The following is a 12,293-nucleotide window of genomic DNA, read 5'->3' as shown; positions in this document are numbered from 1 at the left end:
GCCTAAAGCCGGGCCCCCGCCGTTTCCAACGCAGCGTCCGACAGCCGAAGGTGAGTGTCCGCGCGCTCGGCCAGTTCGCCGTCGTGCGTCACCAAAACCACCGAGGCATCGGCAAGAGACTGCCGCAGATCCTCGATCAGCCCCACAGCTTCGTCCTGCCCCAGGTGGGCTGTTGGCTCATCCAGAAGTACGACGTCGGCCCCCGCCACCAGCGTGCGTGCCACCGACACTCGGGTCCGCTGTCCACCGGAGATGTGGTGCCCGCCGGGTCCCACCCGCGTGTCCAGACCCAACGGCAGTCCGTCGAGCCACGAGCCCAGACCCACAGTGGATAGGGCCTCGAGCAGCTCGGCTTCTGTGGGAGGGGTTTCGGCGGGGCGGGCCAGGGCCAGGTTGGAGCGCAGGGTGGAGTTGAACAGGTAGGCGTCCTGCGGGCACCACGCAATCCGGCCCAGCGTCGTCGTGGTGGCCTCTTCGCCATTGAGTTGGTAGCTGCCTGCCTCGGGCTTGAGGAAACCGAGGAGGACGGCCAGCAGTGTTGACTTTCCAGCCCCTGAAGGGCCACTGACGCTCCACCACTGCCCGCGCTGGGTGCCTCCGCTGATCCCGGTAAACACGGGATGGGAGACGCCGGGGTAGCGGGCTGAGATGTTGGAGACGGCGAGGCGGTCCACTGCCGGGCCAGCCGCTTCTGTGGTTGCCTGCTGCACCGTGGTGGGGGCGTCGAGCAGGGGCAAGGTCTTGTTCATCAGCGTGCCCAGGGCCGGCAGGGCGCTGACCGCGTCAATGTACTGTCCCAGAGGTTCAGCCAGGGCCAGCATGAGCAGTGCGACCACGGCGGCTGCGCGGGGATCCACCCCGGCCCCGATTGCTGTTGTGGCGGCCAGCAGTGCGGCCAGAGTGGTCAGCAGGCTCACGGCACCCTGGCCGAAGCCGTCAGCCCAGGCGAGCCGGCGCAGCGGCTTGGCCACGGCAGCGTCGGCTCTGGTGAACGTGGCGGCCTGAACCTTACCCACGCCGTTGGCAGCTAGCTGGTCTGCTGCGGCGAAGAGCGTGGTGGCGCGCTCCGCCAGCCAGATCCTGTGCACGGCGGCTGCGGCCGAGGCACGGCGTTGGGCGGCCAGCACCAGAAGGGGCAGCAAGACCAACGCCAGCAGGCCCAGCAGCACGACGATGCCGGTGGCTTCGGGCACCAGCAAGAATACGGTGAGCAGGACGGCACCGTAGGAGATCAGGGCGGCAGGAATGGGCACTACCACCCTGGGCACGGCGTCGCGTAGCTCATCCACGTCGGCTACCAGCGTGCCCAGCGCACCACCGGATCGGGTCAGCTTCCCCCAGTGCAGCACTGAGGAACCCAGAGAATCCCACAACTTCAGGCGCAATTCGGCAGCCCAGCGGAATACGGCGTCGTGCGTCAGCAGACGCTCGGAGTACCGCAGCACGGAGCGGCCAATACCGAAGGCCCGCACCCCAACAATCAAGGTCATCAGATACAGAATGGGCGGTTGCGCGGCAGCCCAGACAATGAGCCAGCCGGAAAACCCGGACAGCGCCGCAGCACTGAGTGTGGCCAGGGCTGAGACCAGCACCCCTGCGGCAAAGCGCGGCGAAAGCAGTGGCAGGGCCCGCAGGTGGCGCCACTTGAAGCCGGCGGCCGCCACGTCTTCCCCGTGGACAGATGCTGGCTGTGCAAGGACGGCCGGCTCCGCTGATGCGGCGGGCAGCGTGTCGGTTGCCGTGGCAGAGCCGGCGGCTCCCAGTGCTTCTCCGGCACCGGCACTCAAAGCGTGCGCGAGCAGCGGGTCGTGGGTTGCCACAACCACGGCGACCCTCCCCTGCAACTGGCCGATTTCCGTCCTGACGGCCTGTGCCGAGACGGGATCCAGGTGGGCTGTGGGCTCATCCAACAGGGCAAGCTCCACCGCCGGGTCAACTGCAATGCGGGCCAAGGCGCGGGCCACGGCAACGCGGCGCAGTTCGCCCGGACTGCAGTCCACCACGGCACGTCCGGCCAGATGAGCTGCGTTGACGCGGCCCAAAACGGCGGCAACCAGCCCTGGCTCTACCTCAAGCTCTTCGGGACCGGCGGCATAGAGGGCCACCTCGGCAGCAACGCTCTCTTCTGTGAAGACGGGGTGCTGTGAGGCATAAACCACCGCGTCCGGTTTGCGGACCACCAGCTCCCCGAACGTTTCGGCGCCGAATTCCCCGGCAGGCAGAATGCCAGCAAGTGCGGCGAGAATGGTGGACTTTCCGGTGCCACTGGGGGTGGCCAGCACCAGTGCCGCGCCGGGAGCTAGCGCGGCAGTGAATCCGTCAACAGCCGGTTCACTTCGGCCCGGGTAGCGGACGCTGAAGTCACTGGCCACAACCACGGCACTGGCCGAGGTACCCCCAGCGGAAGGTGTGGTTGACTGCGAGGGGGCTCCGGCGTCGAGAATTTCATTGACACGACGCAGTGCCTCCACGCCGTCCTCGCTGCCGTGGTGGGCGGCACCCAAGTCACGCAGCGGGCGGAAGCACTCGGGGGCCAGCATGAGCGCTAGCAGCCCGGCTTCCAAGCCCATGCTCCCGTTGACCAAACGCACGCCGATGAAGACGGCCACGACGGCCACGGAGATGGTGCTGATCAGTTCCAGGGCCATGGAGGATATGAATGCGGTGCGCAGGGTTGCCATGGTGGTTTTGCGGTAGGCCTCACAGACGTCGGCCAAGGCCTTGCGCTGGGCGCTGGCGCGGCGCAGACCCACCAGGACGGGCAGTCCGCGGGCCAGTTCGAGCAAGTGGTTGGAGAGGCGGTCAAGTCCGCTGGCTGCTGCTTCCACCCGCTCCTGGGTGTGGAAACCAATCAGGATCATGAACACCGGCACCAGCGGCACCGTGAGCACCACGATCAGGGCGCTGACCCAGTCGGAGATGAGGATTTGAAGACCGACCATCAGCGGCAATACGGCGCAGCTGACCAGGGCCGGCAGGTAGGTGGCGAAGTAGTTGTCCAGACCGTCCAGCCCGCGGCTGGCCAGCATGCCTTCGGCACCTACGGCACCTCCCTGGCCGCCATTGCGCGGGTCCAGACGGTGGGCGACGAGTTTGCTCCGCAGTTCCTCTTTTGCACCCAGTGCCGCACGCCGGGCCAGAATGGACTGTCCCCACACGGCCGCTGCGAGCAGGATGGCGCCCGCACTCCCCTGCACCAGCAGCTTGGTGCTGTCCAGGGCGCCACCGCCAGCCCACTGGCTCAGCGCATGGGCCAGAGCGCCAAGGGCCAACACCAATCCAACTGCCTTGGCGGCAGCTAGTCCGGCCAAACCGGCCAAGGCCACCCTGGTGGAACGGCTAGCGGGGAGTACGGGTCGCATGCTCATATTAGGACTTGCCGCCTGTTGTTGATTCTTCCAGTTCACCCTCGCGCACGGCACCGGCTGGAGCCAGTCCCACAGCGGGGGCAAAGTCGATCGGTTCGGGCAGGTGAGCTACGGAGATGCGCTTGCGGAAGATCCAGTAGGTCCAGGCCTGGTATGCCAGCACCAGCGGGATGCCCACGGCAGCCACAATGGACATCAAGCCCAGTGTGTAGCTTGATGAGGACGCGTTCTCCACGGTCAGGTTCCACAGCGGGTTCAGCGTGGAGGGCAGCACCACAGGGTAGACGGCGCTGAAAATGGCGGAGGCGCCGGCAAGCAGGAAGCCGCCCATGGCCAGGAAGCTGAAGCCTTCGCGACCTGCCCTGTTCGCGAACCAGGAAACTATTGCGGCAGCAACGGCCACGGCGATCAGCAACCAGCTGAACCATTTGCCGTTTTCCAACGCCACGGCAATGGCCCACACGGCCATGGGTGCCAGTCCCACAGGCATCCACCGGCCCACGAGGCGGCGGGCGCGGTGGCGGATATCGCCGTCGGTCTTCAGAGCCACGAAGGCTGCAGCCTGAATAATGGCAAAACCGACCACGGCGAGTCCACCAATCACGGCGTACCACGTGAACCAGGCGAAGGGTCCACCCACGCGGTCGCCGTTCTCGTTCAGCGGCAAGCCGGTAGTGGTCAGGGCCAGCATGGCGCCGATGCCGAACGCAGCAACGAAGGAGCCGATGGCGATGGCCCAGTCCCAGACCCTGCGCCATAGGTCGTTGTGAATCTTGCCGCGGTATTCAAAGGCTACGGCCCGGAAGATCAGGGCCAGCAGCACAAACACGAGCGGGATGTACAGGGCGGAGAACAAGGAGGCATACCAGAACGGGAACGCGGCAAAGGTGGCCGCGCCGGCCGTGATGAGCCAGACCTCGTTCCCGTCCCAGACCGGACCTACCGTGTTCAGCAGCACGCGGCGTTCCTTTTCACCCCGGGCGAAGGTCTTCATCAGCATGCCGACGCCTAGGTCGAAGCCTTCGAGGAAGAGGTAGCCGATCCACAGCACGGCAATCAATATGAACCACAGAGTGGGCAAAAAATCCATCATTAATCCTTCGGCTTCAGCAGCAGGTCAGGGGTGCAGGCAAGTCAGGGGTGTAGGCAAGTCAGGGGTGCAGATGCCGCGCGAATCAGTAAGCAAACGCAAGCACATCGTCATCAGCGTCCCCTCCCGGGTCAGTGCCGCCGTCGCCGTCGTCCTTCTTTTTCGTCTGGTCAAGCTCCGGCATGGCCGAGACCACTCCGCCACGGATGTACTTGGTCAGCAGCATGACCTCCACCACCAGCAGGACCGCGTAGACGCTGGTCAGCGCCACGAGGGAGAAGACCATCTCCCCGGCCGAGACCCCGGGAGAGACTCCGGCCGCCGTGAACAGGAAGACCTGGTCAACCCCTGACATGGAGGGGTTGGGGGCTACCACGAAGGGCTGGCGGCCCATCTCGGTGAAGATCCAGCCAGCGGCGTTGGCGCCGAACGGGGCCAGGATGCCGATCAGGGCCAGGCGCATGAGGCCCTTGGAGCGCGGCACGGTGCCCTTACGCGTGATCCACAGGGCAACGGCTGCGGCCGCGGCGGCGAGCCCGCCGAAGCCGATCATCATGCGGAAGCCCCAGTAAGTGACGGGCATGATCGGGACATAGTTGATTTCGGTGCCGGCGCGGTCGCCGTACATGGGGTCATCCGGAAGGTACTTGCCGTACTTCTCCTGGTACTCGGGAATGAGGGTGTTCACGCCCTTGATCTCGGTGTCGAAATCGTTGTGGGCCAGGAAGGAGAGCAGGCCGGGGACTTCCATGACGGCGACGACGTCGGAGCAGTCGCGGCTTCCCAGATCGCCGAGGGACAGGATGGAGAAGCCGGTGCCGTCATAGCAGGCAGCCTCGGCGGCGGCCATCTTCATGGGCTGCTGCTCAAACATGAGCTTCCCGGACAAGTCTCCGGACACGGCGGATCCGGCAAAGGCGATCATCGCCACCACGGCCCCGATCCGCAGCGACTTGATCCAGACGGAGTGGTCCTTCCTATCGCGCCCGGGAATGGTGGCGGACTCACCCACCACGACACGGCCCTTGGCATCCACGGTGTCGATGCCGTCCTTGCGGCGGCGCCACAACTGGTACCAGGCGATGCCCAGCAGGAATCCGCCGGCCACAGCCAGCGCGCCGGTGATGGTGTGGAAGAACGCCACGAGGGCGGTGTTGTTGGTGAAGACCGCCCACGCGTCAACCATGACCGGGTGCCCGTCAAGCATTTCAACACCCACGGGATGCTGCATCCACGAGTTGGCAACGAGGATGAAGTAGGCCGAGAAAATGGAGCCGCACACCGCTATCCACAGGCATGCAAGGTGGATCTTGGCGGGGAGTTTCTTCCAGCCGAAGATCCACAGGCCCAGGAACGTGGACTCCACGAAGAACGCCAGGAGGGATTCCATGGCCAGCGGCGCGCCGAAGACATCGCCCACAAAGCGGCTATATTCACTCCACGCCATCCCAAATTGGAACTCCTGGACAATGCCCGTCGCCACGCCCATGATGAAGTTGATCAGGAACAGCTTGCCCCAGAACTTCGTCATGCGCAGGTACGCTTCGTTGCCCGTTTTGTGCCATCGCGTCTGCAGTATGGCCACCAGCGTGCCCAGCCCGATAGTGAGCGGGACCATCAGGAAGTGGTACACCGTCACTATTCCGAACTGCCACCTGGCAATGTCCAGAGCTTCCACAATTTTCCCCTCATCGATCAAAAATATTCAGGCCTTGCAGCATTTTCTACGTTCCGTAGAACTCTAAGTTCTACCCCGCGTAGAACATTGTTGTCAAAAGCTGTATATTTAGTGTTGTGCGCTTGATTGGCGTACTCTCAATACTTTTGATGATTGTTTTGATGCTGGTAGTTAAGTAGATGCTGGTAGTTAAGTAGAGGATTTTGATGGCAACGCTTGGAGATTTGGAAAGAGCCGTCATGGACCTGCTCTGGGAGCACCAAGAGGCCATTACGGCCAATATGCTGCGCGATTTGCTCTCACAACGCACCTCAGAAGACAACGTGGAATCGCGGCCGCTGGCCGTCACCACAGTGCTCACAGTGCTTTCCCGCTTGGAGAAAAAGGGCCTCGTGGAGCGCGAACGCGCCTCACGCCCGCACCGCTACCGCGCCGTCACTAGCCGCGAAGAGCACACTGCTGAACTCATGCTCGAGGTCTTGGGCTCAGCCCCCGACCGCGAAGCAGTTCTTGCCCGCTTCATCGGCACCGTCAGCGCCGGCGAAGCGCAGACACTGCGCAACCTCTTAGGACGTTCCTAACATCGGCGCCCTCCGGCTGCGTTACAGCGGCCGGACACGGTAGGTTGTAGATCATGTTTTGGACCTCTTGGCTCCTGGCCGCCTTGGCCGTGATCTTGGCATGGCCGGTGCCCGTGCTGCTGTCCCGCGCCGCGTGGCCGGCCCGGGCACCGTTTGCTGCGATGGTGCTGTGGCAATCGATAGCCTTGGCCGGTGGTCTTTCCATGATCGGGGCCATGCTCTGCTACGGTCTGGTGACGCTGGGCGAAAGTCTGGCCAGTGGCCTGCACGGACTACTCCGGATCTTTCTGGGCCAGGAATCCCTGGACACGTTGGGCGTATTGCACGCCTTCGCGCTCAGCGCTGCGGCCCTGCTCTCGGCGCATTTGGTATTCACCCTGTGGCTGACATACTTTCGCATTCAGCGCCAGCGCCGCCGCCACCGAGATCTTTTGCACCTGCTCAGCTCGCCGTCCGCCGACCGCCCGCACACCCTGGTCATCAATCATCAGGCTCCCGTTGCGTATTGCCTGCCGGGCGGTTCGCGCTCGGTCACGGTCCTCTCAGAGGGGCTCTTGGAGCTGTTGTCCCCCGATGAGCTGCGTGCGGTCCTGCTCCACGAACAAACCCATTTGGCTCAACGCCACCACCTGCTGCTGTGGGCTTTTGCCGCCTGGCGATCCGCCTTGCCGTGGTTGCCCACCTCAAAACTTGCCCAGCAGTCGGTCTCCTCATTGATAGAAATAATGGCCGACGACGTCGCCTTACGTTCCGTTGACAAGCCCACCTTGGTCACCGCCATCGCCTTGGTTGCCAGCGGCTCAGCCCAAGTCCCCGCGGATACTTTGATGGCGGACAACGCAGCCCTCATTGACACGCCCAGCACCACCTCGGCGCGGCTCAGCAGACTCCTGACACCCGCGCCGGCATTAGCGGCCAGCCGTCAGATCCTGGTGATTGCCGCCGCACTGCTGCTGCTGACCATCCCCACAGCGCTGCTGCTGGTCCCCGGCCTTCTGAACTAGGCGTCGATGCGGTCCTGATCCAGTTGTTCGCTGCCGGCCACAATGAATTCCTTGCGCGGAGCTACCTCGGATCCCATGAGTAACTCAAAGGTGTGTTCTGCACGATCCGCGTCGGCACTGGTGACCCGACGCAACATGCGGTGGCGGGGATCCATGGTGGTTTCGGCCAGCTGGTCTGCATCCATCTCTCCCAGACCTTTGTAGCGCTGAATGGGCTTCTTATAGCTCTTGCCAGCCTTCTCCAACTTAGCCACCAGGGCATGCAGTTCTTGCTCGGAGTAGGTGTACACCATCTCGTTAGGCTTAGAGCCCGAATGGATGATCTCCACCCGGTGCAGTGGCGGGACAGCGGCAAAGACACGTCCGGCGTCGATCATGGGGCGCATGTAACGGAAGAACAACGTCAACAGCAAGGTACGAATATGGGCGCCGTCCACATCGGCATCCGTCATGAGAATGACCTTGCCATAGCGTGCCGACTCTAAGTCAAAACTACGTCCGGATCCAGCCCCCACCACCTGAATCAGGGCGGCACATTCGGCGTTGGCCAGCATGTCCCCCACGGAAGCCTTCTGCACATTGAGGATCTTCCCTCGAATCGGCAAGAGGGCCTGAAAATCAGAAGATCGAGCCATCTTGGCAGTTCCGAGTGCACTGTCACCTTCGACGATGAACAGTTCGCTCTTCTGGACATCGGTGCTGCGGCAATCCGCCAGCTTATTAGGCAGCGAGGAAGTCTCCAGCGCGTTCTTACGGCGCTGAGTTTCCTTGTGGACACGGGCTGAAATCCGGGATTTCATCTCTGAAACCACTTTTTCCAACAACTGGGCGGCCTGCACCTTTTCCGCGCGGGCCGTAGATTCCAGCTTCTCCTTGAGTGTCTTTTCCACAACCCTGGCCACGATGGCTTTGACCGCAGGCGTGCCCAAGATTTCCTTGGTCTGTCCCTCAAACTGCGGCTCGGCCAGCCGAACGGTCAGAACGGCTGTCAAGCCCGACATGACGTCGTCCTTTTCGACCTTGTCATTGCCGGCCTTGAGCTTGCGGGCGTTGGACTCAATGACCTTGCGGAACGTTTTCAGGAGCGCCTGCTCAAAACCTTCTTGATGCCTGCCACCCTTGGGAGTAGCGATGATATTGACGAAACTGCGCATGGTGGTGTCGTAGCCAACACCCCAGCGCAGGGCGATGTCCACCTCGCAGTCACGTTCCACAGCCGTACTGACAAGCCGCCCTTCAGCGCTCAGTACGGGCACAGTTTCGGTGAAAGTGCCGTGTCCTTGGAGTCGCCAAATATCTGTCACCGACCCGCCCACGGAAAGGAAGTCCACAAACTCGGAGATACCGCCGTCGTGGTGGAAAATCTCCTCGTGTGTGGCAAACTCCCCCGGCGTCCCGGCGAGGCGGCGTTCGTCAACCACCTTGATCTTCAAACCTGGAACCAGGAAGGAAGTTTGCCGGGCACGGGCAACGAGCTCGTCATAGGAGAATTTGGCATCTGCCGTAAAGATTTGCCTGTCGGCCCAGTACCTGATCCGGGTGCCGGTCACACCGCGTTTGGTGCTGCCGACGACGTCAAGACTGGAGGCCTCAGTGAACGGCTCAAAGGCCACATCGGGGCTCAGGCTCCGGCCAGTATCTTTGAAGTGGCCGGGCTCGCCACGGCGGAAACTCATTTGATAGGTTTTGCCGCCACGATCCACTTGAGCGTCCATCCGAGACGACAAGGCGTTGACCACGCTGGCGCCCACACCATGGAGACCACCCGACGCCGCATAGGAAGTGCCGCCAAACTTGCCGCCAGCATGAAGCTTGGTCAAAACAACTTCCAAACCGGTCAGCCCGGTCTTTGGCTCCACATCCACAGGGATGCCGCGGCCGTCGTCGTGCACTTCAACGGAGGTGTCCTTGTGCAAGATAACGGTAATATTCTGGCCATATCCAGCCAGGGCCTCATCAACGGAGTTGTCGATGATTTCCCACAGACAGTGCATCAGGCCGCGGGAGTCGGTGGATCCGATGTACATGCCCGGGCGCTTACGTACAGCCTCCAGCCCTTCCAGAACAGAGAGATGGCGTGCACTGTAATCAGAACTCTGGCGTGCCACTGTGGACATACTCCTTCGAGGTTTGGTTGGCGTATCAATATCTAAGGTTAACGGCTGGTGCTGCGTTGTTGTTACAGGCTTGCCGCGCCAGCACTGATCCGGCAGGATACGCGGTTAGCGAAAGTACCCCGCGTCGATGGAAGCAACTCGCACTAATGGTGGTTGTATAAAGTACAGGAACTTATGAAGGAGGCCATCATGACCACCACGACCATCAGCAGCCCCGAGCTGACAACCCTCGACCGTTGCGACCGTTGCGGCGCACAAGCATATGTGCGGGTAGTTTTGGAATCCTCCGGCGGTGAACTGCTCTTCTGCGGCCACCACGCCCGGGCAGTGGAAGCCACGTTGAAGCCCTTGGCGGCAACCTGGCACGACGAGACCAGCCGCCTGCACGAAAAGGCACCCGTTTCAGTCGACTAACACCACTTTGAGTGGCAAGTGCGTTGACAGAGGGGCTCTGGATCACCAGGGCCCCTCTTTTGTACCCTTTTAGGGTTAGCGGCCAAGTTTGGGGTTAGCGTTGGGGTTAGCGGCCAAAATGTGTGTACAGCCCGAGCGTGTCAGTTGCTTCTTCCGATCACCATCTTCGAGTCGACATATCTGGCCCCGAAAATGCGATTAAGCGGGCCATATCTGGCGACTCGAGTGCGCGGGTTAGCGCCCCGTTTGTCTGCGAAGCGTTCGCTCACGACGACTGTCCATCTGACGACTGCCCAGCTGCTGTACTTCCAGCCCTTTGGGGGCTTGAAACGTACCTTATATTGGGACCCGCCGATCCCGGAAGCTGTGTTCCAGCAACAAACAGGCCCGCCCTCAAATAGCGAAATATCCCGTTTTTGAGACACTTTTTCGCGGCTTTAAGTGCGGGCCAGTTCGGTACTTCGGTTCTTCAGCGCACCGGATGTTAGTCCAGGTAGTCGCGCAACACCTGTGAACGTGACGGGTGACGCAGCTTAGACATCGTCTTTGATTCGATCTGACGGATACGCTCACGCGTAACACCGTAGACCTTGCCGATTTCGTCTAAAGTCTTCGGCTGGCCATCGGTCAGGCCGAAGCGCATGGCAACCACGCCTGCTTCACGCTCGGACAAGGTGTCCAGCACGGAGTGCAGCTGCTCCTGCAACAAGGTGAAGGACACTGCGTCGGCCGGAACAACAGCTTCGGAGTCTTCGATCAAGTCGCCGAACTCGGAGTCTCCGTCTTCACCCAACGGGGTGTGCAAGGAGATGGGCTCGCGGCCGTACTTCTGAACCTCAACAACCTTTTCCGGGGTCATGTCCAATTCCTTGGCCAATTCCTCAGGTGTGGGTTCGCGACCCAAGTCCTGGAGCATCTGGCGCTGCACGCGGGCCAGCTTGTTGATGACCTCCACCATGTGCACCGGGATACGAATGGTGCGGGCCTGGTCAGCCATGGCACGGGTGATGGCCTGACGGATCCACCAAGTGGCGTAGGTGGAGAACTTAAAGCCCTTGGTGTAGTCGAACTTCTCGACAGCACGGATCAGGCCCAGGTTTCCTTCTTGGATGAGGTCCAAGAACAGCATGCCGCGACCGGTGTAACGCTTGGCCAGTGAGACCACCAGGCGAAGGTTGGCTTCCAGCAGGTGATTCTTGGCGATCATGCCATCATGGACGATCCGGTCCATGTCGCGCTTGAGCTGCGGGGCCATCTCGTCAGCTCCGGCCTTCAACTTTTCAGTCGCAAACAGGCCAGCTTCAATGCGCAGGGCGAGGTCAACTTCCTGTTCAGCGTTGAGCAGCGCGACCTTGCCGATTTGCTTCAGGTAGTCCTTGACGGGGTCGGCGGTGGCGCCGGCTGACATGACCTGCTGAACAGGGGCATCGTCATCATCAGAGTCTGAATAGACGAATCCGGTGCCGGTAGCTACGGGGCGCTCAGACTTTGTCTCGTCTTGCTCGTCATCCTCAACCACTTCGTCAGTGGCAGAGTCATCTTCAACCTTGGCCTTGCCGCGTCGGGCAGGGGCGGCTGACTTCTTCGGGGCAGCGGCGGGGACAGCCTCGCCGGAAGCTTCGGCAGCGGCAGCCTTTTTGGCGGCAATGGTGGCAGCCCGCTTCTGTGCTGGCGTCAGGGGCACGGTTGCTGACGAGGACGGATCCTCAGTCTCGTTGGATGTGGAGACTTTGCTTTTAGCAGTAGCAGACACAGAAAACCTTTCTTACGGCGGTCTGTGGAGTTACCTTCGGGCAACACCACTATGACCCTGTCAAGTCCGTGTTGCTTCTCGCATCACTTTTACTTGGAGGGTCAGAGGGTATAACTCCCCAGACCACGGCATTGTTCCCGCCGCCCGAATGAACTTCCATTCGGCCTGAATCCAAAAAAGGTGAAAACTTAAACACGGACCCCACCGGGTCTTGCATCTAGTCTCTCACGATTTGCCCGCACCTTCTTGCCTACGCCACGCCCTAGAGACAGCGACAGCCTGCAATTA

General features: G+C 61.8%; 8 protein-coding genes. 3 read left to right on the top strand and 5 right to left on the bottom strand.

Going from position 1 to position 12,293, the window contains the following annotated elements:
- Window positions 1-2: 2 nt before the first annotated feature.
- The 3 genes from cydC to AB0O97_RS11420 form a co-directional block, all read right to left on the bottom strand.
- Window positions 3-3,368 carry a thiol reductant ABC exporter subunit CydC gene (cydC, locus tag AB0O97_RS11430; RefSeq protein ID WP_363882598.1) on the bottom strand — a complete coding sequence of 1,122 codons (3,366 nt, stop codon included), beginning with the start codon at window positions 3,366-3,368 and terminating at the stop codon, window positions 3-5.
- A 1-nt stretch (window position 3,369) separates the two neighbouring features.
- A complete protein-coding gene (gene cydB / locus AB0O97_RS11425) occupies window positions 3,370-4,458 on the bottom strand; it encodes a cytochrome d ubiquinol oxidase subunit II (RefSeq protein ID WP_363841363.1) in 1,089 nt (362 codons plus the stop codon).
- Between the two features lie 85 nt (window positions 4,459-4,543).
- The gene (locus AB0O97_RS11420) at window positions 4,544-6,136 is read right to left on the bottom strand and encodes a cytochrome ubiquinol oxidase subunit I (RefSeq protein WP_363882596.1); all 1,593 of its coding nucleotides are present in this window, start codon (window positions 6,134-6,136) and stop codon (window positions 4,544-4,546) included.
- A gap of 206 nt (window positions 6,137-6,342) precedes the next feature.
- Between AB0O97_RS11420 and AB0O97_RS11415 the strand changes: the two genes are divergently transcribed.
- Together AB0O97_RS11415 and AB0O97_RS11410 are read left to right on the top strand one after the other, a co-directional pair.
- Window positions 6,343-6,717, top strand: coding sequence for a BlaI/MecI/CopY family transcriptional regulator (locus tag AB0O97_RS11415; RefSeq protein WP_363841369.1), 375 nt, complete (start codon window positions 6,343-6,345; stop codon window positions 6,715-6,717).
- Between the two features lie 53 nt (window positions 6,718-6,770).
- The gene (locus tag AB0O97_RS11410) at window positions 6,771-7,721 is read left to right on the top strand and encodes a M56 family metallopeptidase (RefSeq protein WP_363882593.1); all 951 of its coding nucleotides are present in this window, start codon (window positions 6,771-6,773) and stop codon (window positions 7,719-7,721) included.
- On the opposite strand, the gene AB0O97_RS11405 is transcribed toward AB0O97_RS11410, so the two are convergent.
- Window positions 7,718-9,838 (bottom strand): DNA topoisomerase IV subunit B, encoded by a 2,121-nt coding sequence (locus AB0O97_RS11405; protein WP_363882590.1) that lies wholly within the window; start codon window positions 9,836-9,838, stop codon window positions 7,718-7,720. The genes AB0O97_RS11410 and AB0O97_RS11405 overlap by 4 nt on opposite strands.
- Window positions 9,839-10,027: 189 nt before the next feature.
- Here AB0O97_RS11405 and AB0O97_RS11400 point away from each other — a divergent pair, with 189 nt between their 5' ends.
- Window positions 10,028-10,252 carry a hypothetical protein gene (locus AB0O97_RS11400; RefSeq protein ID WP_363841378.1) on the top strand — a complete coding sequence of 75 codons (225 nt, stop codon included), beginning with the start codon at window positions 10,028-10,030 and terminating at the stop codon, window positions 10,250-10,252.
- Window positions 10,253-10,736: 484 nt separating this feature from the next.
- On the opposite strand, the gene AB0O97_RS11395 is transcribed toward AB0O97_RS11400, so the two are convergent.
- Window positions 10,737-12,005, bottom strand: a complete 1,269-nt coding sequence (locus AB0O97_RS11395) for an RNA polymerase sigma factor (protein ID WP_363841381.1) — start codon at window positions 12,003-12,005, stop codon at window positions 10,737-10,739.
- Window positions 12,006-12,293: the final 288 nt, after the last annotated feature.

This window comes from Specibacter sp. NPDC078692 (genome assembly GCF_040686835.1).
Lineage (GTDB): Bacteria > Actinomycetota > Actinomycetes > Actinomycetales > Micrococcaceae > Specibacter.
This window is presented reverse-complemented; position numbering and strand designations above follow the sequence as displayed.